This is a genomic window from Pseudomonas sp. R1-18, from assembly GCF_051132095.1.
In the GTDB taxonomy this organism is placed as follows: domain Bacteria; phylum Pseudomonadota; class Gammaproteobacteria; order Pseudomonadales; family Pseudomonadaceae; genus Aquipseudomonas.
The window spans coordinates 259,801-285,942 of record NZ_CP071658.1 but is presented as its reverse complement, the minus strand read 5'-3'; the positions used below and the strand labels follow the sequence as shown (position 1 = coordinate 285,942).

23 protein-coding genes are annotated in these 26,142 nt (G+C 60.8%); 12 read left to right on the top strand and 11 right to left on the bottom strand.

Annotation, left to right across the window (positions count from 1 at the left end):
- Nucleotides 1–331 precede the first annotated feature (331 nt).
- The 8 genes from J3P77_RS01280 to J3P77_RS01245 all read left to right on the top strand — a co-directional run bounded on the left by J3P77_RS01280 (nucleotide 332) and on the right by J3P77_RS01245 (nucleotide 8,679).
- The gene (locus tag J3P77_RS01280) at nucleotides 332–1,504 is read left to right on the top strand and encodes an SfnB family sulfur acquisition oxidoreductase (RefSeq protein ID WP_434681825.1); all 1,173 of its coding nucleotides are present in this window, start codon (nucleotides 332–334) and stop codon (nucleotides 1,502–1,504) included.
- 24 nt (nucleotides 1,505–1,528) lie between these two features.
- Nucleotides 1,529–2,734: an SfnB family sulfur acquisition oxidoreductase gene (locus tag J3P77_RS01275; protein ID WP_434679086.1), complete on the top strand. Its 1,206-nt coding sequence runs from the start codon at nucleotides 1,529–1,531 to the stop codon at nucleotides 2,732–2,734.
- Nucleotides 2,734–4,098 carry an LLM class flavin-dependent oxidoreductase gene (locus J3P77_RS01270; RefSeq protein ID WP_434679085.1) on the top strand — a complete coding sequence of 455 codons (1,365 nt, stop codon included), beginning with the start codon at nucleotides 2,734–2,736 and terminating at the stop codon, nucleotides 4,096–4,098. The genes J3P77_RS01275 and J3P77_RS01270 overlap by 1 nt, the downstream gene beginning before the upstream one ends.
- Before the next feature lie 161 nt (nucleotides 4,099–4,259).
- The gene (locus J3P77_RS01265) at nucleotides 4,260–5,048 is read left to right on the top strand and encodes a MetQ/NlpA family ABC transporter substrate-binding protein (protein WP_434679084.1); all 789 of its coding nucleotides are present in this window, start codon (nucleotides 4,260–4,262) and stop codon (nucleotides 5,046–5,048) included.
- On the top strand, nucleotides 5,045–6,175 hold the full coding sequence (locus J3P77_RS01260; protein ID WP_434679083.1) for a methionine ABC transporter ATP-binding protein: 1,131 nt from the start codon (nucleotides 5,045–5,047) through the stop codon (nucleotides 6,173–6,175). The genes J3P77_RS01265 and J3P77_RS01260 overlap by 4 nt, the downstream gene beginning before the upstream one ends.
- Entirely contained in the window at nucleotides 6,165–6,809 is a 645-nt protein-coding gene (locus tag J3P77_RS01255) for a methionine ABC transporter permease (protein WP_434679082.1), read from the top strand. Before J3P77_RS01260 ends, J3P77_RS01255 begins: the two co-directional genes overlap by 11 nt.
- Before the next feature lie 56 nt (nucleotides 6,810–6,865).
- The gene (locus tag J3P77_RS01250; RefSeq protein ID WP_434679080.1) at nucleotides 6,866–7,507 is read left to right on the top strand and encodes a class I SAM-dependent methyltransferase; all 642 of its coding nucleotides are present in this window, start codon (nucleotides 6,866–6,868) and stop codon (nucleotides 7,505–7,507) included.
- Nucleotides 7,508–8,223: 716 nt separating this feature from the next.
- Nucleotides 8,224–8,679: a hypothetical protein gene (locus J3P77_RS01245; RefSeq protein ID WP_434679079.1), complete on the top strand. Its 456-nt coding sequence runs from the start codon at nucleotides 8,224–8,226 to the stop codon at nucleotides 8,677–8,679.
- Between the two features lie 20 nt (nucleotides 8,680–8,699).
- On the opposite strand, the gene J3P77_RS01240 is transcribed toward J3P77_RS01245, so the two are convergent.
- Genes J3P77_RS01240 through J3P77_RS01230 form a run of 3 tightly spaced genes read right to left on the bottom strand, consistent with a single transcriptional unit; the run spans nucleotide 8,700 to nucleotide 13,998 of the window.
- Entirely contained in the window at nucleotides 8,700–11,804 is a 3,105-nt protein-coding gene (locus tag J3P77_RS01240; RefSeq protein WP_434679077.1) for an efflux RND transporter permease subunit, read from the bottom strand.
- Nucleotides 11,801–12,871, bottom strand: coding sequence for an efflux RND transporter periplasmic adaptor subunit (locus tag J3P77_RS01235; protein ID WP_434679076.1), 1,071 nt, complete (start codon nucleotides 12,869–12,871; stop codon nucleotides 11,801–11,803). Before J3P77_RS01235 ends, J3P77_RS01240 begins: the two co-directional genes overlap by 4 nt.
- Nucleotides 12,868–13,998 (bottom strand): efflux RND transporter periplasmic adaptor subunit, encoded by a 1,131-nt coding sequence (locus tag J3P77_RS01230; protein WP_434679074.1) that lies wholly within the window; start codon nucleotides 13,996–13,998, stop codon nucleotides 12,868–12,870. The genes J3P77_RS01235 and J3P77_RS01230 overlap by 4 nt, the downstream gene beginning before the upstream one ends.
- 140 nt (nucleotides 13,999–14,138) lie before the next feature.
- On the opposite strand from J3P77_RS01230, the gene J3P77_RS01225 reads away from it, so the two are divergent.
- Nucleotides 14,139–15,299 carry an AAA family ATPase gene (locus J3P77_RS01225; RefSeq protein ID WP_434679072.1) on the top strand — a complete coding sequence of 387 codons (1,161 nt, stop codon included), beginning with the start codon at nucleotides 14,139–14,141 and terminating at the stop codon, nucleotides 15,297–15,299.
- A gap of 127 nt (nucleotides 15,300–15,426) precedes the next feature.
- On the opposite strand, the gene J3P77_RS01220 is transcribed toward J3P77_RS01225, so the two are convergent.
- Nucleotides 15,427–16,443, bottom strand: coding sequence for an ABC transporter substrate-binding protein (locus tag J3P77_RS01220; protein WP_434679070.1), 1,017 nt, complete (start codon nucleotides 16,441–16,443; stop codon nucleotides 15,427–15,429).
- A gap of 47 nt (nucleotides 16,444–16,490) precedes the next feature.
- Nucleotides 16,491–17,357: an ABC transporter permease gene (locus tag J3P77_RS01215; RefSeq protein WP_434679068.1), complete on the bottom strand. Its 867-nt coding sequence runs from the start codon at nucleotides 17,355–17,357 to the stop codon at nucleotides 16,491–16,493.
- Nucleotides 17,358–17,740: 383 nt separating this feature from the next.
- Here J3P77_RS01215 and J3P77_RS01210 point away from each other — a divergent pair, with 383 nt between their 5' ends.
- The gene (locus J3P77_RS01210) at nucleotides 17,741–18,736 is read left to right on the top strand and encodes an IS110 family transposase (protein WP_434677566.1); all 996 of its coding nucleotides are present in this window, start codon (nucleotides 17,741–17,743) and stop codon (nucleotides 18,734–18,736) included.
- A gap of 31 nt (nucleotides 18,737–18,767) precedes the next feature.
- Here the strand turns inward: J3P77_RS01210 and J3P77_RS01205 are convergent, their stop codons facing one another.
- The 5 genes from J3P77_RS01205 to J3P77_RS01185 form a co-directional block, all read right to left on the bottom strand.
- Nucleotides 18,768–19,649, bottom strand: coding sequence for an ABC transporter ATP-binding protein (locus tag J3P77_RS01205; RefSeq protein WP_434679067.1), 882 nt, complete (start codon nucleotides 19,647–19,649; stop codon nucleotides 18,768–18,770).
- A gap of 15 nt (nucleotides 19,650–19,664) precedes the next feature.
- Nucleotides 19,665–20,561 (bottom strand): TauD/TfdA dioxygenase family protein, encoded by an 897-nt coding sequence (locus J3P77_RS01200; protein WP_434679066.1) that lies wholly within the window; start codon nucleotides 20,559–20,561, stop codon nucleotides 19,665–19,667.
- Between the two features lie 299 nt (nucleotides 20,562–20,860).
- Entirely contained in the window at nucleotides 20,861–21,643 is a 783-nt protein-coding gene (locus J3P77_RS01195; RefSeq protein WP_434679065.1) for a MetQ/NlpA family ABC transporter substrate-binding protein, read from the bottom strand.
- Nucleotides 21,644–21,819: 176 nt separating this feature from the next.
- Nucleotides 21,820–22,758, bottom strand: a complete 939-nt coding sequence (locus J3P77_RS01190) for a sigma 54-interacting transcriptional regulator (protein ID WP_434679064.1) — start codon at nucleotides 22,756–22,758, stop codon at nucleotides 21,820–21,822.
- A gap of 95 nt (nucleotides 22,759–22,853) precedes the next feature.
- Nucleotides 22,854–23,435 carry an alpha/beta hydrolase gene (locus tag J3P77_RS01185; RefSeq protein ID WP_434679062.1) on the bottom strand — a complete coding sequence of 194 codons (582 nt, stop codon included), beginning with the start codon at nucleotides 23,433–23,435 and terminating at the stop codon, nucleotides 22,854–22,856.
- Nucleotides 23,436–23,814: 379 nt separating this feature from the next.
- Here J3P77_RS01185 and J3P77_RS01180 point away from each other — a divergent pair, with 379 nt between their 5' ends.
- Nucleotides 23,815–24,795, top strand: a complete 981-nt coding sequence (locus J3P77_RS01180) for an AraC family transcriptional regulator (RefSeq protein ID WP_434679060.1) — start codon at nucleotides 23,815–23,817, stop codon at nucleotides 24,793–24,795.
- On the opposite strand, the gene J3P77_RS01175 is transcribed toward J3P77_RS01180, so the two are convergent.
- Entirely contained in the window at nucleotides 24,796–25,524 is a 729-nt protein-coding gene (locus J3P77_RS01175) for a Crp/Fnr family transcriptional regulator (RefSeq protein ID WP_434679058.1), read from the bottom strand.
- An 85-nt stretch (nucleotides 25,525–25,609) separates the two neighbouring features.
- Here J3P77_RS01175 and J3P77_RS01170 point away from each other — a divergent pair, with 85 nt between their 5' ends.
- Complete coding sequence (locus tag J3P77_RS01170; RefSeq protein WP_434679057.1) at nucleotides 25,610–26,134, top strand: DUF962 domain-containing protein; 525 nt, start codon at nucleotides 25,610–25,612, stop codon at nucleotides 26,132–26,134.
- Nucleotides 26,135–26,142 lie beyond the last annotated feature (8 nt).

Here is a 26,142-nt window from a genome sequence, read left to right as displayed (position 1 = left end):
CTTTTTTACACCGCGCCCTGCACCTGTCGGCTTAACCAACCCCGGCCCGGCAAATGCCGTCTATGCTTATTCCAAAAATCACGTTTAAAAAATATTTATACAAGTTTAGGGTATATGAACCGGACCACCGGACACCTTACCGATCGACGCCGCTTATTTGCGCGGCCATTGTTTCGAGGTTCCGATGGTTTCCTACACAACCACCTCCGTGGATAACACCAGGGCGTTGCACAGCGGCAGTGAACGGCACGGGTCTGCTGTTGCAGCGGCAGTCGCACCGATCGAGTCACCACAACATACGGACGTCGCCCCGCCACTGCTGCCAGCGCCCGTGCTGAAAAATGACGCTCAGGCTATTGCCGCCGCGCACGAACTTGCTGCACTGGCGCGGGTAAATGCAGCCAGGCGTGACCAGCAGCGCTCGTTGCCCTGGGCAGAAATCGAGCAGTTCACCCGCAGCGGCCTTGGCAGCATTTCGATACCCAAGGCTTATGGCGGGCCAGGCCTTTCATTTGCCACCGTCGCAGAAGTTTTCCGCATCATTTCCGCCGCCGATCCGGCGCTCGGGCAGATTCCCCAGAACCACTTTGGCATTCTGAACCTGATCCTCGGCAGCGCCGACGAAGCCCAGAAAGTCGCGCTGTTCCAGAGCGTGCTGCAAGGCTGGCGGATCGGCAACGCCGGTCCCGAGCGCGGCACGCGTAACACCCTTGAACTCAAGGCTCGCCTTGTCTCGGTCGCGGATAGGTTCCTGCTCAGCGGCCAGAAGTTTTATTCCACAGGCGCACTTTTCGCCCATTGGGTAGCGGTCAAGGCGCTTGACGACCAAGGCAGGCAAGTAATGGCTTTCGTCAAACGCGGCACGCCTGGCCTGCGGATTGTCGATGACTGGTCGGGCTTCGGGCAGCGCACGACGGCCAGCGGCACGGTGCTGCTGGATAACGTGCCGGTCGAGGCAAGACATGTGGTCGCCAATTGGCGCCTGGCCTTGACGCCCAACATCCAGGGCGCGGTATCGCAGCTGATTCAGGCCGCTATCGACGCCGGCATCGCGCGCGCGGCCATTGACGACGCGATCAGTTTTGTTCGTGAGCGCTCACGCCCGTGGATCGATGCCAAGGTCGAGCGCGCCAGCGACGATCCTTATGTCATCGCTGACATCGGTCGTCTGAAGCTCGACCTGCACGCGGCCGAAGCGCTGCTGCGCAAGGCGGCGCAGGTGGTGGATGAGGTCAATGCCGGGCCTGTCGACGAAGCCTCCGCCGCGCGAGCGTCCATCGCTGTGGCCCGCGCCAAGGTACTCACCACCGAGATATCCCTGTTGGCCAGCGAGAAGCTGTTTGAGCTCGCCGGCAGCCGCGCCACCCTTGCCGAATTCAATCTGGACCGCCACTGGCGCAATGCCCGGGTGCACACGCTGCATGACCCGGTGCGCTGGAAATACCACGCTATTGGCGCCTGGCATCTCAACGGCACGCTGCCCGCCCGTCATTCGTGGATCTGAACCGGCCCTCAGGAGAAACACTGCATGAGTATTCATCTTGCGGCGCGGACAACCGCCGCCGTCATTACCAGTGACGCCCAGGCCTTGCAGGTCGCGGGCGAGCTGGCCGGGCACTTCAGAACCGACAGCGCGGTGCGCGACCGCGAACGCCGCCTGCCGCACGCCGAACTGGAGTTGTTCAGCCAGTCGGGGCTATGGGGTATCAGTGTCCCGAAAGCGCACGGCGGCGCGGGTGTTTCCAACATCACGCTCGCTAGGGTCGTGCAGTTGATTGCCGAGGCCGACGGTTCACTCGGGCAGATTCCACAAAACCATTTCTACGCGCTCGAAGTGCTGAGAGTGAACGGCAGCGCGACGCAACAGACACGGCTGTATGCCGAGGTTCTGGCGGGTCAGCGTTTCGGTAACGCACTTGCGGAACTGGGCACCCGAACCGCCCACGACCGCACCACCCGTTTGAGCCGCGATGGCGATGGGTTTCGCATCAACGGCCGCAAGTTCTACGCTACCGGCGCGCTCTATGCGCAGCGCATTCCGACTTCGGTGGTCGACGACGACGGCGTCCAGCACCTGGCATTCGTGCCACGGGACAGCGACGGGCTGAGTGTGATCGACGACTGGAGCGGATTCGGTCAACGCACCACGGGCAGCGGTTCGGTAGTGTTTGATGACGTTTATGTCAGCGCTACCGATGTGATCCCCTTCCAGAGCGTCTTCGAGCGCCCGACCACTGTCGGCCCGCTGGCGCAGATTCTCCACGCAGCCATCGACACCGGCATCGCCCGCGCAGCGTTCGAGGACGCCCTGACATTCGTGGGCACTCGCAGCCGTCCATGGATCGACTCAGGTGTCGATAAGGCGGCAGATGACCCGCTGACCCTGAACAGCTTCGGCAAGCTGAGCGCCCGGCTGTATGCGGCAGAGGCGCTGCTGGAGCGGGCCGGCGAATTTCTGGATCTGGCGCAGGCCGACAGCACTGCCGAAACGGTCGCCGCCGCGTCGATTGCAGTCGCCGAAGCACGGGCAATCAGCACGGAAATCTCTCTTGCGGCGAGCAGCACGCTGTTCGAGCTGGCGGGCAGCCAGTCGACACTTGCCGAGCACGGTCTGGACCGCCACTGGCGCAACGCGCGGGTTCATACGCTGCATGACCCGGTGCGCTGGAAGTTCCACGCCATCGGCAACTACTACCTCAACGACACCAAGCCGCCGTTGCGAGGAACCATCTGATGGCCAGGAAAAAGATTCTCCTCAATGCGTTCAACATGAACTGCATCGGCCACATCAACCACGGTCTGTGGACACACCCGCGGGACAATTCCACGCAGTTCAACAGCCTCGAATACTGGACCGATCTGGCCAGATTGCTGGAACGCGGCCTGTTCGACGGGCTGTTCATCGCAGACATCGTTGGCGTGTACGACATCTACCAGAACTCGGTGGACGTCACCCTCAAGGAAGCGATCCAGTTGCCGGTCAACGATCCGCTGCTGCTGGTTTCAGCCATGGCCGCCGTAACCCGCAATCTGGGCTTCGGCCTGACCGCCAACCTGACCTATGACGCGCCATATTTGTTCGCCCGACGCATGTCGACCCTCGACCACCTGAGCCGTGGCCGGGTTGGCTGGAACATTGTCACCGGTTATCTGGACAGCGCCGCGCGGGCGATGGGCCTCAACGAACAGGTCGAGCACGACCGCCGTTACGACCAGGCCGATGAATATCTGGAGGTGCTATACAAACTCTGGGAAGGCAGCTGGGAAGATGACGCGGTTATCAATGACCGCGAGCAGCGGGTCTATACCCGACCGGAAAAGGTTCACAAGGTCCGTCACGAGGGCGAGTTCTATAAAGTCGAGGGTTATCACCTCTGCGAGCCTTCGCCACAGCGTACTCCGGTGCTGTTTCAGGCCGGCAGTTCGGACCGCGGGCTGCAATTCGCCGGGCGCCACGCCGAATGCGTGTTCATCAGCGGTCAGAACAAGGCCGCTACCCGCGAGCAGGTCGACAAGGTGCGCGCCAGCGCGGTGCAGGCCGGCCGCAATCCGCAGGACATCAAAGTGTTCATGGGCCTGAGCGTGGTGGTTGCCGCCACCGAAGCGCAGGCGAGAGAAAAGTTTGCCGATTACTGCCGCCACGCCAGCCCGGAAGCCGGCCTGGCGCATTTCGCGGCGTCGACGGGAATCGACTTCGCCGAATACGAGCTGGATGAGCCGATTCAGTATGTGAAAAGCAACGCGATCCAATCTGCCACTCGCAACCTGAAGAACAACGATTGGACCCGCCGCAAACTGCTTGAACAGCAGACGCTGGGCGGCCGCTACGTGACGATCATCGGCTCGCCCGAGCAGGTCGCCGACGAGCTGGAGTCCTGGATCGATGAAACCGGTCTGGACGGCTTCAACCTGACCCGCATCGTGACGCCGGAAAGCTACAAGGACTTCGTGGATCTGGTGATTCCCGAGCTGCAACGGCGCGGTTCCTACAAGACCGCCTACGACGAAGGCACGCTGCGCAGCAAGCTCTTCCCCGAAGGCACAGACCGCCTGCCACCGCAGCATGTCGGCTCAACCTATCGGCACCAAAAACAATGACCGGGCACACAACTCCTCTGTGGGAGGGAGCTTGCTCGCGACAAGATCGGCCAAGGCACAGAAATGTGTCGTCCGTAACACCGTCGTCGCGAGCAAGCTCCCTCCCACGATCTTCACAGCTGCGACCCACAGTTCAATCCAGACAATTACGGACAGCCTTCATGACCAAATCACTCGTTGCCCTGGCCCTTGGCCTGTTGACCATTACCTCCCACGCCGCCGATGCGCCGTTCAAAGTCGGCACCACCGCAGCTTTTGCCATTCCGCTGGAAGCAGCGGTCGAGGAAGCCGGCAAGCAAGGCCTGAAGGTCGAGCTGGTGGAGTTCACCGACTGGATCGCGCCGAACGTCACGCTCGCGGCCGGTGATATCGACGTGAATTACTTCCAGCACATCCCGTTCCTGACCAACGCCAATGAAGCGGCAGGATTCGGGCTGGTCCCGTACGCGCCCGGCATCATTAACAACGTCGGACTCTACTCCAGGAGGTACAAAAGCTTCGACGAGCTGCCCACCGGCGCGACGGTCGCTATCGCCAACGACCCGATCAACAGCGGACGCGGCCTGCAACTGCTGGCCAAGGCTGGGTTGATCACGCTCAAGCAAGGCGTGGGCTACAAGGCCACCGAAGAAGACATCATCGCCAACCCCAAAAAGCTCAAGCTGATTCAGGTAGAAGCCGTACAGCTGGTGCGCGCTTATGACGATGCCGATCTGGTGCAGGGCTACCCGGCGTATATCCGCTTGGCCAAGACCTTTCCGGCCGAGTCGGCGATCCTGTTCGACGGTCTGGACCACCCCGAGTACGTGATTCAGTTCGTGATCAAGCCCGAGAAAAAGGATGACCCACGCCTGGCCAGGTTCGTGGACATCTATCAGCACTCGCCAGTGGTCCGCGCTTCGCTCGACAAGGTCAACGGCACGCTCTATCAAGTGGGCTGGAAACAATGAACGCGTCGATCCAGCGGCAGCTGCCGCCAGAACTGTACCGCAAAGGCGCTGAAGCGCAGCAGGCCGAGCTGCATCCAGACCTGAATCACGCTCATGTACGGTTCATCAACCTGGGCAAGACCTATGAAGGCCGGCAAGGTCCGGTGCAGGCACTGGCCAATATCGACCTGGCGATCCAGCGCAGCGAGATCTTCGGCATTATTGGCCGCAGCGGTGCGGGCAAGTCCTCGCTGATTCGCACCATCAACCGCCTGGAGAAACCCTCCAGTGGCCGGGTGTTGATCGATCAGGTCGACATCGGCGAGTTCAACGAAGACAAGCTGGTCGAACTGCGCAGGCGCATCGGCATGATCTTTCAGCACTTCAACCTGATGTCGGCCAAGACCGTCTGGCAGAACGTCGAGCTGCCGCTCAAGGTGGCTGGTGTTCCCAGGGTGCAACGCCAGCGCAAAGTAACCGAGCTGCTGGAACTGGTCGGTTTGAAAGACAAGCACAAGGCCTATCCGGCGCAGTTATCAGGCGGACAGAAACAGCGCGTCGGCATCGCCCGCGCGCTGGTCCACGACCCGGAGATTCTGCTGTGCGACGAAGCCACTTCTGCGCTGGACCCGGAGACCACGCAGTCGATTCTCGGCCTGCTGCGCGAGATCAACCAGCGACTCGGCCTGACCATCGTGCTGATTACCCATGAGATGGCAGTGATCCGCGATATCTGCCATCGCGTCGTGGTGTTGGAGCAAGGTCAGATCGTCGAGCAAGGGCCGGTCTGGCAAGTGTTTGGCGACCCGCGTCACGACGTCAGCAAAACCCTGCTCGCGCCGTTGCAGCTCGGCTTGCCGGACGAACTGGCTGCGCGTCTGACTGCGCAGCCGGGCAAACCCGACGCGGCGTTGCTGCTGGATCTGCATTTCACCGGTTCCAGCGCCGAAGAACCCGACCTTGCCGCGCTGTTCAGTGCGCTCGGCGGCAAGGTGAAACTGCTGCAAGGCGGAGTGGAGCGTATTCAGGATCGCGCCATCGGGCACTTGATCCTGTCGGTGGCCGGCTCGCCTCATGGCCGGGATGAATTGTTGGCGCGCGCCCGCACTCAGGCGCCACGTGTGGAGGTATTGGGCTATGTGGCTTGATCGCTTGATTCAAGGGACTATCGATACGTTCCTGATGGTGGGTGTGTCGTCGTTGATCGCCCTGCTGCTGGGGATCCCGCTCGCGGTGATTCTGGTCACCAGTTCCAGGGGCGGTATCTTCGAAGCGCCCGCGATCAACCGGGTGCTGGGCGGCTTTGTGAACCTGTTCCGTTCGATTCCGTTTCTGATCCTGATGGTGGCGCTGATTCCCTTCACCCGAATGATCGTCGGTACCACTTATGGTGTCTGGGCTGCGGTCGTGCCACTGACCATCGCCGCCACGCCGTTTTTTGCGCGCATCGCCGAAGTCAGCCTGCGCGAAGTCGATCACGGCCTGATCGAAGCCGCACAGGCAATGGGCTGCCGGCGCTGGCACATCATCTGGCATGTATTGTTGCCCGAGGCGCTGCCGGGAATAGTGGGTGGCTTCACCATCACGCTGGTGACGATGATCAACTCTTCCGCCATGGCCGGCGCCATCGGTGCCGGTGGACTGGGCGACATCGCGTATCGCTACGGTTACCAGCGTTTCGACACCCAGATCATGCTGACGGTGATCGTGTTGCTGGTCGTGGTGGTTGCCGTCGTGCAGCTGGGCGGCGATCGTCTGGCGCGCAGCCTGAACAAGCGCTGAGCGGCGCTACCGGTCCGGAGGTATATTGTCGGCATTCCCGGACCGGACCGCCTTTGATGAAACTCGACCCGCAAACCCTCGCCCAGATCACCACCACCACAGTCGACCATTACAACCGGGTCGCCGAGGATTTCCGTGAAGGCACGCGCGACCATGATGTCAGCCAGAACATCGATGCGTTGTTGCGCCACATCCAGGCGCCTGCGCCGTTGCAGATCCTCGACTTCGGCTGCGGGCCAGGCCGCGACCTCAAGACCTTTACGGCAATGGGTCACGTCGCGGTAGGCCTGGATGGCTCCGAGCGATTCGCGCAAATGGCCCGCGCCGATTCAGGTTGCGAGGTGCTGCATCAGAATTTTCTGGAGCTGGATCTGCCTGCGGCGCGCTTCGACGGCATCTTTGCCAATGCCGTGCTGTTTCATGTCCCTCGTCAGGAGCTGCCACGCGTCCTGCGTCAGCTACATGCCACGCTCAAACCGGACGGTGTGCTGTTCAGCTCCAACCCACGTGGCCAGAATCAGGAAGGCTGGAAAGGCGAACGCTACGGTGCCTATCACGACCTCGAAACATGGCGGGAGCTGCTGACCCAGGCCGGATTCGTCGAACTGGAGCACTATTACCGCCCCGCCGGGTTGCCGAGGGAACAACAGCCATGGCTGGCAAGCGTCTGGCGGCGCACAGAAACCGCTGAACTGTAGGAGCGCGCTTGCCCGCGACGGGCTGGTACCCAGGCTTCATGTGCCGCCCCTCGCCAGCAAGCTGGCTCCACAAAGATCGAGGCAACGCGGTCAGCGTGGGAGATTCTATGTTTGGGGGGCAGCCCTCTAACGCCCTCCGGGCAGAAGCTCAGGGTGCTCGCAAAGCCGCTTGTGATTCTGCCCGAAGAGCGTGGGAGCAAGATGGTTCACGCGGTGTACCTGGAAAAACAAAGTTGCCCGATTTACTGCCGCTTCGCGCCAGATCGCAGGCAAGCCAGCTCCTACGCCCTCCGGGCAGAAGCCCGGGGTGCTTGCAAAGCCGCTTGTGATTCTGCCCGAAGGGCGTGGGAGTGACCCGCCCGGTACCTGAAAAAACAAGGTCGCCCGGTTTACTGCCGCTTCGCGCCAGATCGCAGGCAAGCCAGCTCCTACGCCCTCCGGGCAGAAGCTCAGGGTGCTCGCAAAGCCGCTTGTGATTCTGCCCGAAGGGCGTGGGAGCCAGCTTGCTGGCGAAGGCGGCGGAGCAAACGATACACATGCGGCGGCTGCCCCGACGTCCTCGCGATCAAGGTCGCTCCAACAGTTATCGCAGCGGGCGCATGCTCCATGCGACCAGATGCCTGCCTGTGCGCTCAGCCCTTGACACGGCCTTGGCTACACTATTTCGTGTGCCCTGTGCTGAATGGAGCACTAATCGATCAAAGGACGATCAAGCCATGCAATACATCACGAACGGAAATTTCATCAACGGCCTCGAGAGCTGGCAAGCGCCGGAAGGTTTCGAGCCGGCATTCGAGCCTCGTCCCAAAGGCCAGAGCGTACGCCTACTCACAGATACGCTGATCAGCCAAACGCTGCCGGATCTGCCCGGCCAGACACTGCGTATCGAGTTTGACGTAAAGAGTGCCGATCCACGGGTCACCGAGCCCGGTTTTGCCGTCAGTGTCGGTGGCTTCACTGCCGATGGCACGGCTCAGGTTTCTCCGGTCCTGGGCGTGGCACCCCAGGACTGGCAGCGGCTGTCAGTCAGGCTGTATTTCCAGGATCAGCTCAATAACTGTTTCATCAACGTCGCCACCCCGAGCCCGGCCAAAAAAAAGAAAAAACGGGCGTCAACGCTGGGGCCCGTAAGGTTCGGCGGTTTCAGCCTGACGGAAGAACAGCCATCCTGACCCGGGATGGCTCCTGAAGCTCAGCGAACAGGCGGCGCGTGGAAACTCGCGTTGTCTTTCGACTCGGCGTCTTTGCGTTGCTGATCCGATGGCTCCTTGATCCGGTACCAGGTGACATACAGTGCCGGCAGAAACAGCAGGGTCAGCAACGTGGCGATCACGATGCCGCCGATCATCGCGTAGGCCATCGGTCCCCAGAATACTTCACGGGCAATGGGGATCATGCCGAGGCTCGCTGCCGCCGCCGTCAGCAGAATCGGCCGGCGGCGGTGTTCGGTGGCTTCAACCACCGCGTCCCACGGCAGGTAACCATCGCGCTCGTAGGCATCGATCTGCGTGACCAGAATGACCGAGTTGCGGATGATGATGCCGATCAATGCCAGCACCCCGAGGATTGCCACGAATCCCAGAGGCGTGCCGGTCGGGATTAGCGCCAGCACCACGCCGATCAGCCCGAGCGGCGCGACGCTGGCGACCAGGAACATCTTCTGCACGCTGTGCAGCTGAATCATCAGGAAGGTCGCCATCAGAAACAGCATCAACGGCAGAACCTGCGCGATAGGTCCTTGCGCCTTGCCGCTCTCTTCCACCGTACCGCCGGTCGCAACCTTGTAGCCGGTCGGCAGGCCGGAAGCGAATTTGTCGATTTCCGGCTTCAGCTCGGCCACCAGATCGGTGGGCTGCATGTCATCACGCACCGCACCTTTCACGGTAATGGTCGGCTTGCGGTCACGCCGCCAGACCAGCGGCTGCTCCAGTTCGTAACCCACATTGGCAAACGCCAGCAGCGGAATCGAAGTGCCACTCGGCGTCACGATCTGCAGGTTCTGCAGGGTTTCCGGCGTGCCCCGCTCGGCTTCCTCGGCGCGTCCCACCACATTGATCAGATAGATATCGTCGCGGACCTGGGTCACGGCCGAGCCGCTCACCACGCTGTTCATCAGTTGCGCGACGTCTTCGGACGAAAGCCCCAGCTGCCGCGCCTTGTCCTGATTGATGTCGATGCGCAACACCTTGCCCGGTTCGTTCCAGTCGTAGATGACCTCGCCAACATGAGGATTGTTGTCCAGCAGAGTCGCCAGCTCAATGGCGTGCTGGCGAACCTTGTCGATATTTTCGCCGCTGATACGATACTGAATCGGGCGTCCCACCGGCGGCCCCATTTCCAGAGGCTGAACGAACGAACCGATGCCGACGAAATCATCGCGCAGGCGCTTCTGCAGGCGCTCGGTCAACGCGCCACGGGACTCCAGCCCCTTGCTAACGATCACCAGCTGCGCATAGAACGGGTTCTGCAATTGCTGATCCAGCGGCAGATAGAAACGCAACGCGCCCTGGCCGATGTAGGTACTCCAGCGGTCGATGTCCGGATCGTCCTTCAGGCTCGCCTCAAAACGATCCACCACCTTTTGCGTCTCGTAAATCGACGCGTTCTGCGGCAGGTTGAGGTCGACGAGAATTTCCGGCCGATCCGACGCCGGGAAAAACTGGTTCTGCACAAAGCGCATGGAAAACAGTGCGGCGGCAAACAACAACAGCGTGATACCGATTGCCAGCCAGCGGTGGCGCATTGCCCAGAGCATGCTGCCGTTGAAACCACGGGCAATGCGGCCAGGCTTTTCGGACTTCTTCTTGATGTTGCTGCTCAGAATATGCACACCGATCACCGGCGCGAACAGCACAGCCACCAGCCAGGAAACCAGCATCGCCACGGCGATGACCGCAAACAGGGTGAAGGTGTACTCACCCGCCGAGCTGGCATTGAGCCCGATCGGCACAAAACCCGCCACGGTGACCAGCGTACCGGTGAGCATCGGGAACGCGGTCGAGGTGTAAGCGTAAGTCGCGGCCTGCTCCTTGGTCTCGCCCAGTTCCAGCCGAGTGACCATCATTTCCACGGTGATCATTGCATCGTCGACCAGCAGACCCAGCGCGATGATCAGCGCGCCCAGAGAGATCCGCTGCATCGTGATGCCGCTGTACTCCATGAATACAAAAACCATGGCCAGCACCAGCGGGATCGAACACGCGACCACCAGCCCGGCGCGCACGCCGAGGCTGACGAAGCTGACCACCAGCACAATAATCACCGCCTCGAACAGTGCACTGGTAAAACCGCCAACCGCCTTGTCTACCACCTCGGCCTGGTCGGAAACCTTATGCACACCCACGCCGACCGGCAGGTTCGCGGTCGAAGCATCCATGCGGTCATGCAACGCTTTACCGAAGCTCTGGATATTGCCGCCATCTTTCATGGCAATGGCCAGGCCGATGGCCGGCTTGCCGTTGAAACGGAACAGCGGCGCAGGCGGATCGGTGAAGCCGCGCTGGATCTCGGCTATATCGCTCAAGCGATAGAAGCGATCGTTCAGGCGCAGGTTGACGGCCGCCAGGTCTTTTTCCGAGGCGAATTGCCCGGAGGTGCGCACCGAAATGCGCTCAGGCCCGGCCTCGATAACGCCCGCTGGCGTGACGGCGTTCTGCGATTGCAGGCTCTGCACTACCTGGCGCTGGTCCAGCCCAAGCGCCGCCAGTTTGCGGGTCGAGAAGTTCAGATAGATGACTTCGTCCTGCTGGCCGATCATCTCGACCTTGCCCAGCCCCGGCACCTCGCGGATTTCGGCGCGGACCTGTTCGACATAGTCGCGCAGCTGGCGCATGGAAAAGCCATCCGCGGTAAACGCATAGATGGAGCCGTAAACGTCGCCGAATTCATCGTTGAACGCCGGCCCCTGCAAACCTTGGGGGAACTGCCCGCGAATGTCGTCGACCTTCTTGCGAACCTGATACCAGATCTCAGGAATCGCCGCCGCGTCCGTGGTATCGCGCAGGAACACCATGATCGTTGACTCACCGGGCCGGGTATAACTTTTCACGTAGTCCAGCGAGTCCAGTTCTTCGAGCTTTTTCTCGATCCGGTCGGTGACCTGCTCCAGGGTTTCGTCCACCGTTGCGCCAGGCCAGCGCGTCTGGATCACCATGGTCTTGATAGTGAAGGACGGGTCTTCTTCACGACCCAGGTTCATGTAGGAAAACACGCCCATCAGCAGGCCGACGAACATCAAGTACCAGACGAACGACTGATGTTTGAGCGCCCACTCGGACAGGTTGAAGCTCCCTTTCATCGCGGGCTTTCCTCATCGACTTTGACTTTCTGCCCCGGCTTGAGGCTGTTGACGCCAGCGCTGACCACGCGTTCGCCAGCCTTGACGCCGGCGCTTAGCACAAAACTGTCGCCCTCGCGGCTGACCACGCTTACCGGTCTGGGATTAACGGTTTGGCTTTGTGCGTCGATGACCCAGATCTGCTGCTTGCCGTCGACTTCCTGCAGGGCGTTGATCGGCAACAGCAGTCGAGGCGCTATCGCCGAGCTCAGGGTGACACTGATGGCGGTGCCCAGGCGTAACGCCGGTGGTGTCTCGGCCAATGCCAGGCGAGCGCGGCGGGTGCGGGTCGAGCGGTCCGGCTGTGGTTCTATCTCGCGCAGCGTCGCCGTGGTGCTGACGGACGGTTCGAGCTGGCTGGCAACCGTGAATACCACATCTGACGGTAACTGGTCGGCAAGCGAGGCCGGCAAGTCGATGACCGCTTCCTTGATATCGGGGCGCGCCAGAGTCACGACTTCCTGCCCGGCAGTCACCACCTGCCCGGCTTCGGCTTTCCATTCAGTTACGACAGCGTCGTGGTCGCTGCGCAATTCGCTGTAGCTCAGCTGATCCTGAGCCTGCTCTACAGCGGCGCGCGCCTGCTCGCGAGACGAGGTGGCGGTTTTCAGGTCTGTCAGTGCGACGTCCAGTTGAGCCTGGGCACCGACACCCCGGTCGAACAATTCCTGCTGACGTCGGGCGTTGGCCTGCGCGTTGATCCATTGCGCCTCGACCTGAGCCAGATCACCTTGGCGTGCGCGAACCGCGTTCTGCTGGTCGGTCGGGTCGAGCGTTGCCAGCAAAGCGCCCTTGCGAACCTCACTGCCCACGTCGACTTCACGCCGAGCGATCCGGCCAGGCACCCGGAAACCCAGCACGCTTTCATAGCGCGCCTGGATACTGCCCGCGAAGCGACCGAATTCCTGTACCGACTCGGAGCGGACTTCAACCGACACCACCGGCCGAACCGGCTCGGGCGGCGGTTCGTCCCTGCCGCAAGCGGCCAGCAAGAAACTGGCCGCCAGCATACTCAACAGGCGCTTCATGGCTTCACCTGCGCGGCTTGAGGTTGGGGCTGCTCGGCGATTTCCACCTGCATGTCAGGGTGCAACAGCTGTCCGCCAGCGACCACGACCTTTTCACCGTTTTTCAATCCATCACCGATCACCACGCTGGACGTCAGGTAACGCGTCACGCTGACTTTGCGAAGACTGACCTTGCCCTGTTCGTCGACTACCCAGACCGCGGGCTTGCCAAGGTGCTCGCCCAGATCCTTGGTCAGTGCCGACCAGGGCAGCTCGACACTGGCATTGGCTGGCGGACTGAGCGCGACGCTTACCACCGAGCCAAGGTCCATGCCCTGCGGCAACGGGTCGAGCGCGACTTTTACTTGCAGCGTGCCGGTCTCGGCGGATACGGCGGGCGTGACCTCCCGCACTCTGCCGTTGACCTTGATGTCCGGGTTATCGAGCAGCGACACCTGCACGGCCTGGTCGGTCGGCGGCTGCACGAACAGCGATTCGTAGACGTTGAACACCGCATCGCGCTCGCCGTCGCGGGCCAGATCGAAAATCGGCATGGTTGCCTGCACAACCTGACCAACCTCCGCCTGACGCGAAGTGATCACGCCGGGCGTGTCGGCAATCAAAGCCGTGTAGCTCAGCTGCTCGCGGGCGTTGGCCAATTGCGCCTGCGCGGCTTTCAGCGAGCTTTCGCTGCCACGTAACGCGGCCTGTGCGGAATCGTATTCACTGCGGCTGGTGTAGCCCTTTGGCAACAGCTTTTGCTGACGCACGAAGGCGGCCCGCGTCTGGGTCACCCGCGCCTGCTCGGCCGCAACGGCAGCAACGGCAGAATCCACGTTGATCTGCAGATCCCTCGGGTCGAGACGCGCCAGCACCTGTCTGGCTGTTACTCGATCACCGACGTCCACGTTGCGCTGGATGATCTTGCCGTTAACGCGAAACGAAAGGCGCGTCTGCACGCGAGCCTGAATGTCACCGGTCAGCGCAACGGCGGCGGCGAACTCGGCGGTTTTAACCGCCTGCACGTAAACCCGCGGCATATCGGGCGCGGCCGGCTTTTCCTCGCCACAGCCGGCCAGCGCCAGCAGCGCGGCAACCAACACGGCCATCGGGCCGAGCGAGAAGAGTCGTGGAGGACGAGCAGGCATGCAGACTCCTTTTGCGGCTGCCGGGTGCTGCGGTGATATCACGTAAGAACAACGTGAACATGCGACTGTGTCGGTGCGGTAGGGTTCCTTGTGGGGATAAACTCGTCAGTCGGTCTATTCGAGACAGCAAGGAAGCCTGGATGCTCAAGACACTCGCGGTCGCCAATTACCGCTCGATCAATCAACTGGTGGTGCCGCTGGGCCGCCTGAATCTGGTCACCGGGCCCAACGGCAGCGGCAAGTCGAACTTGTACCGTGCGTTGCGGCTGCTGGCAGAGACCGCTCAGGGCGGGGTCATCAATGCGCTGGCCCGTGAAGGCGGGCTTGAATCCACGTTTTGGGCTGGGCCGGAAAAGATCAGTCGTCGTATGCAGAACCGCGAGGTGCCGGTGCAGGGCGGTCCGCGCCGGGGTGCGATGCGCTTGCGGCTGGGCTTCGCCAGCGAGGACTTCAGTTACGCGATCTCGCTGGGGCTGCCCGAGCCCAGCAGTTCGGCGTTTTCTCTCGACCCGGAAATCAAGCGCGAATGCATCTGGGCCGGGCCGCTGTATCGCCCGGCCAGCCTGCTGGTCGACCGCGCCGGGCCCATGGTTCGCGCCCGCGACGGTCGCAGCTGGGATGTACTGGCGCAACACACGCCCAGCTTCGACAGCCTGTTCGATCAGGTCGGCAGCCTGCGTACCTCGCCGGAAGTACTGCAGCTGCGCGAGCAGATTCGCGGTTGGCGTTTTTACGATCACTTCCGCAGCGATGCCCAGGCACCTGCTCGCCAGCCGCAGTTGGGCACTCGCACGCCAGTGCTGCATCACGATGGCCGCGATCTGGCGGCAGCGTTGCAGACCATTCTAGAAATAGGTGACCCCGAAGCGCTGCACGCCGCGGTCAGTGATGCTTTTCCCGGCGCGCGGTTGAAGATCAGCGCCATACCGGGCGGGCAATTCGCGCTGGAGTTCTATCAGGAAGGCCTGTTGCGCCCGTTATCGGCGGCTGAATTGTCAGACGGCACGTTGCGCTATCTGTTGCTGATGGCTGCCCTGCTGACACCTCGCCCGCCGACCATGATGGTGCTCAACGAACCTGAAACCAGTCTGCACCCCGATCTGCTTCCGGCACTGGCGCGGCTGATCGTGCAGGCCTCCGAGCAATGCCAGATGTGGGTGGTGTCCCATGCCAGCCGCCTGATCGCCGCGCTGGAGCGAGCGCCGGAATGCAATCCGGTCATTCTGGAGAAAGTGCTGGGTCAAACCGGCATCGTCGATCAGGGAATGCTGGACGAACCGGCATGGAGCTGGCCCGAATGAGCTGCATACCGGACTGAGCTGCGGGGGATCGGTCCGGTAGGAGCGCGCTTGCCCGCGATCGGCATAACGCGGTGTGTCAGGAGAAATGCGTAACGGGCGGCGTTCCGCTCCTACAAGCGGAGCAGGATCAACTTCCTGGCGTACCGTGGGCCTCTTCGAAGAAGTAGTCTTTCCAGCTTGCTGCCTTGTTCTTGAGTACACCCAGTTCATGCAGCTTCTCGGCGTAGATGTAGGTGCGCTGCGGGGTAACGGTGAAGTCTATTTCCGGGTCGGCCACTATCTTTTCCACCAGAGGCAATGGCAACTTCGACTGCTCGACGCGTATGTAGGTCTGTGCAGCCGCAGGCTTGTCGGCCTTGATGATTTTCTCCGCCTCGGCCAGCGCGTCGTAGAACGCTTTATAGGTCTTGGGGTTCTGGTCGTGGAATTTTTCGGTGGTGTACAGCACGTTGAACGTGGCTTGGCCGCCAAGCACGTCGTAAGAGCTGAGCACCTTGTGAACATTCGGATTTTCCAGCGCCTGGTACTGGAACGGCGGGCTGGAGAAGTGCGAGTTGATTTCCGAACCGCCTGCGATCAGCGCCGAGGTCGCATCAGGATGCGCGAGGCTGACCGAGATGTTGTCGAATTTCTTGAAGTTGTCGTTACCAAACAGCCTGGCGGTTTCGATCTGCAGCGTCCGCGACTGGAAGCCCACGCCTGCCGCCGGCACAGCGATGCGATCTTTGTCAGAGAAGTCCTTGATGGTTTTCACGTCGGGATTGTTGGTCAACAAGTAGTTGGGCATCGAGCCTAGCGAGGCGATGGCCTTGACGTTCTGTTTACCCTTGGTGCGATCCCAGATGGTCAGCATCGGCGGCACACCGGCGGAAACCACATCCAGCGCTCCGGCCAGCAACGCTTCGTTCATCGCGGTGGCGCCAGAGATGCTGTTCCAGTTCACTTCGATATCCAGGCCTTGGGCCTTGCCATGCTTTTCGATCAATTTCTGATCACGCACTACGTCGAGGATCAGGTAACCGATACCGAACTGCTGAGCGATGCTGATTTTGCCTTCAGCTTGCGCACCACCACTGAGCAGACTGCCCAGCAGGAAAGTGGTTGCCAGCGCAGTGAGCGCCGGACGCTTGAAAATCTGGGCCATGTAGTCCTCACTATGTTGTTTGTTGTGTTGGTCAGCGGTTGTCCGGCTCAGCGCTGCATCCCCCAGCGCTTGACCGTCAGGCGTTCGATGTTGGCAAACAGCAGGTTTTCCACCAGCAGACCGATCAGGATGACGGCGGCGAGGCCGGCGAAAACCTTGTCGGTGTACAGCTCGTTACGGTTCTGGAATATGTACCAGCCAAGACCGCCCTTGCCTGACGAGGCACCGAACACCAGCTCGGCGGCGATCAGCGTGCGCCAGGCGAAAGCCCAGCCGATCTTCAGGCCAGCAAGAATCGACGGCAGTGCAGCCGGGATCAGGATGTACCAGACGAAACGCAGACCCTTGAGCCCATAGTTACGACCGGCCATGCGCTGGGTTTCGGAAACGCCAAGAAAGCCTGCATAGGTGTTGAGTGCCAGTGCCCACAGGACTGAATGCACCAGCACGAAAATCAGGCTGTTCTGACCCAGGCCAAACCAGAGCAAGGCCAGCGGCAGCAAGGCGATGGCCGGCAGCGGGTTGAACATGGCAGTCAGCGTGCCAAGCAGGTCGCGGCCCAGCTGCGTCGATACCGCGAGGGTTGTCAGCGCAAACGCCAACACGATGCCGATCAGATACCCCTGGATCAGCACCGTGAGGGAAATCCAGACTTTGCCGGGCAGTTCGCCGGTGATCAGGCCGTCATAGAAGGCCGTGGCGGTTTGCAGGAAACTGGGCAGCAACAAGTCGTTGCCCTGAATGCGCGCCGCTATTTCCCAGAGCACGGCCAGCGCAATCATGATCACGCTCTTGCGTACCCAGCCCAATTGCCAGATGCGTTGCACCAACGGGATATCGCGGGCCAGGTCTTCCTGAGTGAAAGGCTCCAGTGCGACTTCGTATTCTTCGCGGATCGGTGGGGAAAGGCTCATGGGTGCAAATCTCGAATTTGGCGCCGTCCCGCAGGAGCGGACTTGTCTGCGAAGGCGGCTTTCAGACGGGCACATCCGCTGCGTCAGTACCGGCCACTTCGCGAACAAGTTCGCTCCTTGTATGTTGGCCAAACACCCAATGAGAGCAACTAAGCTCATCGGTGTTGTCCCAAAGATGTGTTTCTGGGGGAGGCCGACTGCTCCTGAAGGCAGGATTTGCTCCTGACCTTGTCTGTAGAGAGGCTCCCCCGCCTCATTGCCCACCACGAAGAGTATCGAGAAGCCGACAAGTCGGACTTCGCATTACAAGGTTGCAGCGGCATGAAGTTCGAGGTCAGGGGAACCAGGAGCCATCTTCACCCAGTTTCTTCGGAGTGGAAAGCATGAGTGTTCACGTCGGATTGGATGTCGGTTCTCGTAGCACTGTGATGGTTTGGCGTGACAAGGGCCGCGCAGCCGGTCCGTGGGATATCGCTCAAACGCCCAAGGGCCGCAAAGCGGCGGTGAAAAAGCTGATAGCGCTAAAACCGCTGTCTGTCGTTATGGAAGCCACCGGTATTTATTACCTGGATCTGGCTCTGGAGTTGAACGCGGCTGGGTTGCCGGTCTCGGTGATCAACCCGAAAAGCTCTCGCAATTTTGCAAGGCTGATGCTTCAGCACAGTAAAACGGACGCCATCGATGCCCAACTGCTAGCCGAGTATGGCGAACGCATGACGCCTCGCCTGTGGATCCCGCCAAGCCCCGCGCAGCTTGAGCTGCGCGCCATTGGACGCCACATCAACCGGTTGAACGGCCACTGCACCCGGGCCAAGAATGAGCTGCACGCCCTGCGGGCGACTGGAACCACTTCAGCGCTGCTGATCGAGGACGAGGAAGAGGCTATTGCGATGTTTGGCAAGCGCATTGAGCGGTTCAGGCAAGCCGGGCAAGCAATCATCGCCAGTTGTCCGATATTGCAGAGCCAGTTCGATCACATGGTGGCTGCGCCGGGAATGGGCGACGTTTCGACCTTTGCAGTGCTGGCAGAACTGGCGACGCTGCCAGTCACACTCAAAGCCCCGCAGGTGAGTCGTTATGCGGGGTTGGACGTGAGACTGAACCAGTCCGGAACGAGCATCGACAAACCGGGGCGTCTGAGCAAGGCCGGCAATGCCTACCTGCGTTCGGCGATGTTTATGCCGGCAATGTCAGCGATTCGCTGCGACTCGAATGTGAAGGCTTTTTACGAAGGGTTGATCGCACGTGGGAAGCGGAAAATGCAGGCCATCTGCGCGGTTATGCGCAAATACCTGACAGGCTTGTGGGCTTGCATCCGCATAGGAGAAGATTTCGACACGGCCAAGCTTTTCAGCGAAAAGCACCTGCTGAAAGCTTGACCGGGAACAGAGTATCTACAGAGATGAGGTGCTAGTAAGCGATACGAATATCCTGGAAGTTGAGCTCCTGCTCGCCCTGCCCGGCCTCTTCTTCATTGAACAGCAGGCGATGAATACGTTGGGCGGTGTGCTGGAAGCCAACGCCACCAAGGCTTCGCAGGTCATATTGGTGGCTGTTGATCTCGGCACGAACGCGCCCCGGATGCGGCGACAACAGCAAGATTCGGTTGCCCACTACCAGCGCTTCTTCGATGGAGTGCGTCACGAACAGCAGCGTAAAGCGCACTTCTTCCCACAGTTCCAGCAACTCTTCCTGCATCTTGCGTCGGGTCAGCGCGTCCAGAGCGGCGAACGGCTCGTCCATCAGCAGGATTTTCGGCTGCATCGCCAGCGCACGGGCAATCGCCACGCGCGCTTTCATCCCGCCGGACAACGTGTGCGGATAGGCGTCGGCGAAAGCGCTCAAGCCGACTTTCTCCAGGTAGTAGCGTGCTCGTTCCAGAGCTTCGGGGCGCTTCAGGGTCCGCGAAGCCAGCAGCGGAAACATCACGTTTTCGATGACGGTTTTCCACGGCGGCAGCTGATCGAACTCTTGAAACACAACGATGCGATCAGGGCCGGGTTCCTTGACCTGCGCGCCAGCCAGACGGATCTGTCCCTCGCTGGGCTGGATGAACCCGGCCACGGCCTTGAGCAACGTTGACTTGCCACAGCCGGATGGGCCGAGCAGCACGAAGCGGTCGGCCGGGTCTATTTCGAAACTGACCTGATGGGTCGCCCGCACTACCCGCTCGGGGGTGCGGTACTCCAGGCTGACGCCCTTAACTTGCAACAAGGCTTCAGTGGCATGCTGAATGGCCTGTGGCGGATTCGTACCCTGGCTAGCCGCGTGGCTTTGCACAACAGCATTCATTGACAACTCTCCCGATCAGAACGGCGCGGTGCCCTGGATGGTCGTGCGATGCAGTCGACGTCGCAGGTGAGCCGGGCAACCGGCGGCAAGGTGGATCAGGGAACGGTTGTCCCAGAACACCATGTCGTTGGGCTGCCACTGGTGCCGGTAGATATGTTCGGGGCGCACGCTGTGGGCGTAGATCTCATTGAGAATCTGGCGGCTTTCGTCTTCTGGCAGGTCGAGAATACGGGTGGTGAAACCTTCGCTGACAAACAGTGCCTTGCGACCGTTTTCGGGGTGTGTGCGCACAATCGGGTGGCTGACTTGTACCACTTGCGCCAATTGCTCCGGCGTCAGCGTCGGGCGCCAGCTGGCGGCGTTATGGCCTTCGGCGTAGCGCGCGGTGTAGCTGTGCACCGCTTTGCGACCTTCCACAGCGTCACGCAGGTGTCTGGGCAACGTGTCCCAGGCCAGGTGCATGTCGGCGAACAGAGTATCGCCGCCTTCGCTCGGCAATTCCTGGGCGTAGAGCATCGAGCCCAGGCTTGGCAGCTCCTTGTAAGACAGATCCGAATGCCAGTATTTGCCGGCGTCACCCAGGCCGACCGGCTGACCGTTCTCGACGATGTTGGAAACGATCAGGATTTCCGGGTGGTTGGCGAGCAGGAACTGCTTGAGCACATGGATCTGCAAGACGCCGAAACGGCGGCTGAAATCGACCTGCTGCTGCGGCGTGATGTGCTGATCGCGGAACACGATAAGGTGGTAATCCAGATGCGCCTGATGCACACGAGCGAAGTCGGCGTCGTTCAATGGTCTGGAGAGATCCAGCCCGACGATCTCGGCGCCCACCTTTTCGCCGAATGGACGCACATCGAAATCCTGGCCTTTGGCTTGAACCGATGATGAAACGAGGGAGGCTGCTGGCATGAGAACTCCGACTCCAGAACTTGAAAGTGACTGAGAGCAGGAACTTTATAGGTATAAGAAGCCAAATTTAAATACCGTTAACGCATATACATAGCGCTGATTGGCCTAGGCTTTCTCGCAACAATGTAGGAGCGCGCTTGGCCTGGGCGGCATACGACGATCGAGTGCGCAGCGCTCGTACAAACGACGGCTGCTACGCAGCCGGTCGCGGGCAAGCGCGCTCCTGCAACGCATACGCAAACAAAAACGCCAGAGCTGTCAGCCCTGGCGTTTGCCTGGAAACGGTCTGCAACCGGCAGTCAGAACGCTGGCAATACCGCGCCGTCGTACTTCTTGCTGATGAAGTCTTTCACTTCAGGGCTGGTCAGTGCCTTGGAGAGTTTTTCGATGGCATCGCTCTTGGCGTTGTCTTCGCGGGTCACCAGGAAGTTCACGTAAGGCGAATCAGCGCCTTCGATGATCAGCGCATCCTTTTTCGGGTTGAGCTTGGCTTCCAGCGCGTAGTTGGTATTGATCATGGCCAGGTCAACCTGACCCAGAGCACGTGGCAATACCGCTGATTCCAGCTCGCGGAATTTCAGCTTCTTGGGGTTGGTGGCGATGTCCTTCGGAGTCGCCAGCGCGTTGGTCGGGTCCTTCAAAGTAATCAGGCCACCCTTCTGCAGCAGGAGCAGTGCGCGACCGGCGTTGCTGCCTTCGTTTGGAATGGCGACGGTTGCGCCTTCCGGCAAGTCAGCAAGCTTTTTGAACTTGTTCGAGTAGCCACCGAAGGGCTCCACGTGAACGCCGACGCCAGTCACCAGGTTGGCGCCTTTGCCCTTGTTGAAGCCGTCCAGATATGGCTTGGTCTGGAAGTAGTTGGCGTCCAGACGCTTCTCGTTCAGCTGTACGTTCGGCTGCACGTAATCGGTGAAGACCTTGATTTCCAGGTCCACGCCCTCTTTGGCGAGCGTCGGCTTGATCAGCTCAAGGATTTCTGCGTGCGGAACAGGTGTTGCGCCGACGACCAGTTTTTCACCGGCATGAGCCAGGCCAATGGAGAACGCAGCCGCCAGAGCGGTCATCAACAACGTCTTTTTCATTTAATGTCCTTAGCGAAAATCCTGAAGCGTCACTCGTTGCGACACCTGATCAGTGGGTGTGCCGCCGCCCGTGCGGGGCGGTGGCGTGGTGCGGACATTACCGGTATTTTTTATTCCAAGAAAAGACTTTTTAAGCAAATGCTTATGCTTTTTTGTTCGAAATGGCCCTAAAGTGCTCAAACGCTGGGCGGCAAGACCTCGTCAAGCAAACGCCGGAGCGCCAGCAACTGCTCTGGCACCGCATTGACGACCAGTCGGCGGGTCTGGCGTTCGATGCTCGCCAGCGAACTGGCGCAGTCAGGCAGGTTGAGGTGCTCGGGCAATATTTCATCGCCACTACTGACCAGCAGGGCGAAATGAATGACGTTTTCCAGCTCCCGCGTATTGCCCGGCCAGTCATGCGCTTCCAGCGCAGACTGCGCCGCTTCGCTGATCAGTTGCACCGGCAGGCTCAGGCGCTGGCTGTAAATGCCGACGAAGTATTCCGCCAATGGAAGAATATTGCCCGGCTGCTCGCGCAAGGCCGGAAGATCGAGCCGCCCTTCGCTGAGGTAGTGAAAAAGCCGGTCATGAAATTTGCCGGCGGCCACTGCCTGCGCCAGATCGATGCTGGTGGCCGCGACCAGGCGCACATCCACCGGACTCGGCTGATGGGCGCCCACCCGAGTAACCTCGTGGGTTTCCAGCGCGGCGAGCAGCTTGATCTGAATCGGTAGCGGCAGATCGCCGATTTCATCGAGGTACAACGTTCCGCCATTGGCCGAGCCAAACCACCCGGCACGGCTGCTGACCGAACCACTGTGAGCGCCGGCGGCATGCCCGAACAGCTCGGCGTCGGCGTAAGTCGGGCTGATAGCGCCGCAATTGACCGAGACGAACAGCCCGGTTCGGTCGCTGCCGCGGTGAATATGCCGCGCCAGCAGTTCCTTGCCGGTCCCCGATTCGCCGCGGATCAACACCGGCAGCGAGCGGGGTGCCAACTGTTCCATTTCAGCCCGTAGTCGACGCGAACGAGGATCGACGAACACAAGCGCCTTGGCGCGAATGCTCAGGGGGCTTTTTTCGGCATCGGGGAAGGTCAGCAATGGTTGACCAAAGGCTTCGTGCAGGCTCATGACACACTCCCGCCCCAACCCTGGAAAGGTCCGGACGCAACAATAAACAGACTGAACAGACAGGCCCGGGGCCTGATCAAACGAAAGCGCCGGGCTCAGGCGCGGCGGCGTGCATGGTGCTCCAGACGGTTCTGCAGGCGGTAAAGGTAGGCGAACCCCTGTTCCCACCGCTTGTGACCGGACTTCACATTGATATGCCCCGCCTGACTCAGTATTCCGGTTTCCGCGCCCCAGTTGCGGGCCATTTCCAGCGCGCGCTGGGTGCTGACGGCAGGGTCATTGTCAGAACTGACGATCTGGGCAGGAAACGGCAACAGCTCTGCCGGAACGGGCGCGAAATTGCGCAGAGCCGGCGGGCAGTTCGGTCGATCGACATCAGCAGGTGCCACCAGCAACGCGCCTTGTACCTGACGCAGGGTTTCCAGCGGTGCCAGCCTCGCCCAATGGGCGACGGTAACGCAGCCCAGGCTATGCGCGATAAGGATAACCGGCGAGGTATCGGCGGCAATCGTGCGCTGCAACTCGCCGACCCAGTCCTCACGACGAGGTCTCAGCCAATCGGCCTGCTCCACCCGAACGCTGTTGGGCAGACTGTTCTGCCAATGGCTTTGCCAATGATCTTCAGGCGACCCCTGCCAGCCTGGCACGATCAGGTACCGGATCGATTCGTTATGCATGGGTTCGCCTCCTGCATGCGCGTAGTGGAGGCAAGTATAAGGACGGAACTTATATCCTCTAAGGAATAAGAAGCTATTTGTTAATACCCGAATAATATATCGAAGGCAAAAAAGAGGGCCATTCCCTGCCTTTAAGGAATGGCCCTTGATAAGAATCGCTTACAGAGCAAAGACTAATCGGGGTGCGTTACAAAAATGCGACGCCTCGGTGTTTTTTCAGTGACAGACGAACGGTGCTGTTTTACGGCGAGTTATGCGCCCAGCGGTGCATTCAGTCAGTCAGCGCTTGCACAAGTGTCATCAAAGCTTCCATTCTCCGATGACCGGTGCTCAACCTGCGCGCCGATCAGAGCCATTGACCACAGGGAGGTTTGCCCGGATGCCTGAGCCAAGCAGCCTCGCCAACTGGACGCGCGCGTTGTGCAAGCAACTGGATGCGCTGGACCTGGACAGCGCCGCCCTTTGCCGGGCAGCGGGGATCGATCCCGCTCAGGCCGACAACTCGCACACCGCGTTCCCTCTGAGCGCAACGCTGCAGCTCTGGCGGTTGGCAATCGAGGCCAGCAACGATCCCGCGCTGGGTCTGCGCGTGTCGCGCTTTGTGAGCCCAGCCACGTTTCATGCGCTGGGCTACACGCTGGTCGCCAGTGGGTCACTGCGCGAAGTCTTTGAACGGATTGTGCGTTATCACTCGTCCGCCGAGGATTCGTTGGCTCTGGACCTCAAGCGCGCCGACGATCGTTATGAATTCGACTTTCACGCGCCGCCCGGCTGCGCCCCTCACGCCAACGAAGTGATGGATGCGTTTGCCGCGATTTACTTGCGGACCTGCCGCAACCGCCTGGGTAGAGGTTATGTACCGTTGGCGGTGCATCTACAGCGCGATGCGCCGAAGAATCCACAGCCGTGGCATGAAATGTTCCGTGCGCCGCTGTATTTCTCATCGCAGTACAACCGATTGGAGTTCGCCAGCGCAGGCTTCGAAAGCCACCTCGACGACAGCCCTCAGCCATCTGGCGAGGACGAGCAGCCGCCTGCGATCGGCTGGGAGCGGCGTGTTCGAGGTGCCATCGAAAACCTGCTGCCCGAAGGCGAGCCTTCGGCGCAAAGCATCGCCGAAGCACTGGGCCTGACTACGCGCAGCCTGCAACGGCATCTGGCGGACGAAGGCTGTCGTTATGACCTGTTGCTCAACCAGTGCCGGCAGAACCTGGCGCTCCTGCATATGAGTGACCCGCACAGTTCGCTCAGTGAAGTCGCCGGGCTACTCGGTTTCGCGGACACCGACAGCCTCAGTCGCGCCTTCAAACGCTGGACCGGCCTGACGCCGGAGCAATACCGCCGCGAGATGACGCGCTGATCACGCGCTGTTCGTCGAGCAGCTGAGCGCTGGTGCTTTGGAGAGATTCGCCACTTTGCGTAGCTTGTCCACGTCAAAAACTTCAAGCTGCCCTTCAATCATCCGCACAATCTTGCGCTCCTGCAGATCCTTCAAGACGTCGAGCAACTCGGTTCCAGACAGGGCCAAAGTCGCGCCTGCTTCGATCTCTTCCAGCCGGATCAAGCGTCTCGCGTGGCTCAGCACGCCGTAGCCTTCGCACAGCATCAGCAAACGCCACGCGACTTGCGCTCTGGCGGGCAGCAGCCGGATTTTCTCCGGACGCAGCAGCGGCAGGCCCAGCTTGCGGCTCAACAGCGCAGCCAGCGGCCCCCAGTATTCGGGGTGCTTATCGAGGATTTCCAACAAGGCGCTCTGCGGGACATGCAAAAAGATGGTCTGGTCGAGCGAAACGGCATCCAGCCGGCGCGGCATCCCGTCAAAAAGCGAGACTTCACCAAACCAGTAAGGGATCCTGACGTCCTCCAGTCGCGGAGCGAGACGCTGCTCGTGGGCGCTGCCCATTCGCACTGTGCCTTCCACCAGAGCGTAAAGCCCGCATGGCGCGTCGCCTTTGCAGAACAGCAGTTTGCCAGGCGTCTTGCGCCGCTGGCGGGCCGCCTCCAGCAGGCTATCCTGCAAACCGGCAGGCAGATGAGAAAACCAGTGATCGGCCATCAATCGTGACCGCCACAACACTCCATTTGTCATGTTTGCTCCCTTTTTCCACAAGCGTCCTTGGTGCCAACAAGATACGGTACATGCAGACCGATCATCGTTGCAGGCAGGAATAATAATGAAAAACCTTGTCGATCATCTCAGTCAATACGCTTCTTATCACCGTGACTCTCGCAATATCGTGACCCACTTCGTAGGCATCCCGATGATAGTGCTTGCCGTGGCCGTGCTGCTGTCGCGCCCCGGCTGGGAAATCGCCGGCTGGTGGCTTTCCCCTGCGGCGCTGGTGGCGCTGGCTTCGACAATCTTTTACCTGCGGCTGGATCGTTCGCTGGGCCTGATCATGGCTGCCCTTCTGGCGCTGTGCGTGTGGGCCGGCGCGCTGCTGGCGCAGCAGACGACATGGTCCTGGCTCGGTGCGGGCGTGGGGTTATTCGTGGTGGGCTGGGTGATTCAGTTCATCGGCCATTACTACGAAGGCCGGAAACCGGCTTTCGTCGACGATCTTTCCGGGCTGATCATCGGCCCGCTGTTCGTGGTGGCTGAATTGGCGTTTCTGTTGGGAATGCTCAAACCCTTGCAGCACAGCATCGAACAGCGGGTCGGCCCGGTCGGACGCAACCCGCGCAAGGCGGCGGTCTGAGCGGCGCG

Coding starts and splice junctions, on each gene's coding strand:
- J3P77_RS01275 (WP_434679086.1), top strand. CDS start 1,529: ATGAGTATTCATCTTGCGGCGCGGACAACCGCCGCCGTCATTACCAGT.
- J3P77_RS01270 (WP_434679085.1), top strand. CDS start 2,734: ATGGCCAGGAAAAAGATTCTCCTCAATGCGTTCAACATGAACTGCATC.
- J3P77_RS01265 (WP_434679084.1), top strand. CDS start 4,260: ATGACCAAATCACTCGTTGCCCTGGCCCTTGGCCTGTTGACCATTACC.
- J3P77_RS01260 (WP_434679083.1), top strand. CDS start 5,045: ATGAACGCGTCGATCCAGCGGCAGCTGCCGCCAGAACTGTACCGCAAA.
- J3P77_RS01255 (WP_434679082.1), top strand. CDS start 6,165: ATGTGGCTTGATCGCTTGATTCAAGGGACTATCGATACGTTCCTGATG.
- J3P77_RS01250 (WP_434679080.1), top strand. CDS start 6,866: ATGAAACTCGACCCGCAAACCCTCGCCCAGATCACCACCACCACAGTC.
- J3P77_RS01245 (WP_434679079.1), top strand. CDS start 8,224: ATGCAATACATCACGAACGGAAATTTCATCAACGGCCTCGAGAGCTGG.
- J3P77_RS01240 (WP_434679077.1), bottom strand. CDS start 11,804: ATGAAAGGGAGCTTCAACCTGTCCGAGTGGGCGCTCAAACATCAGTCG.
- J3P77_RS01235 (WP_434679076.1), bottom strand. CDS start 12,871: ATGAAGCGCCTGTTGAGTATGCTGGCGGCCAGTTTCTTGCTGGCCGCT.
- J3P77_RS01230 (WP_434679074.1), bottom strand. CDS start 13,998: ATGCCTGCTCGTCCTCCACGACTCTTCTCGCTCGGCCCGATGGCCGTG.
- J3P77_RS01225 (WP_434679072.1), top strand. CDS start 14,139: ATGCTCAAGACACTCGCGGTCGCCAATTACCGCTCGATCAATCAACTG.
- J3P77_RS01220 (WP_434679070.1), bottom strand. CDS start 16,443: ATGGCCCAGATTTTCAAGCGTCCGGCGCTCACTGCGCTGGCAACCACT.
- J3P77_RS01215 (WP_434679068.1), bottom strand. CDS start 17,357: ATGAGCCTTTCCCCACCGATCCGCGAAGAATACGAAGTCGCACTGGAG.
- J3P77_RS01210 (WP_434677566.1), top strand. CDS start 17,741: ATGAGTGTTCACGTCGGATTGGATGTCGGTTCTCGTAGCACTGTGATG.
- J3P77_RS01205 (WP_434679067.1), bottom strand. CDS start 19,649: ATGAATGCTGTTGTGCAAAGCCACGCGGCTAGCCAGGGTACGAATCCG.
- J3P77_RS01200 (WP_434679066.1), bottom strand. CDS start 20,561: ATGCCAGCAGCCTCCCTCGTTTCATCATCGGTTCAAGCCAAAGGCCAG.
- J3P77_RS01195 (WP_434679065.1), bottom strand. CDS start 21,643: ATGAAAAAGACGTTGTTGATGACCGCTCTGGCGGCTGCGTTCTCCATT.
- J3P77_RS01190 (WP_434679064.1), bottom strand. CDS start 22,758: ATGAGCCTGCACGAAGCCTTTGGTCAACCATTGCTGACCTTCCCCGAT.
- J3P77_RS01185 (WP_434679062.1), bottom strand. CDS start 23,435: ATGCATAACGAATCGATCCGGTACCTGATCGTGCCAGGCTGGCAGGGG.
- J3P77_RS01180 (WP_434679060.1), top strand. CDS start 23,815: ATGCCTGAGCCAAGCAGCCTCGCCAACTGGACGCGCGCGTTGTGCAAG.
- J3P77_RS01175 (WP_434679058.1), bottom strand. CDS start 25,524: ATGACAAATGGAGTGTTGTGGCGGTCACGATTGATGGCCGATCACTGG.
- J3P77_RS01170 (WP_434679057.1), top strand. CDS start 25,610: ATGAAAAACCTTGTCGATCATCTCAGTCAATACGCTTCTTATCACCGT.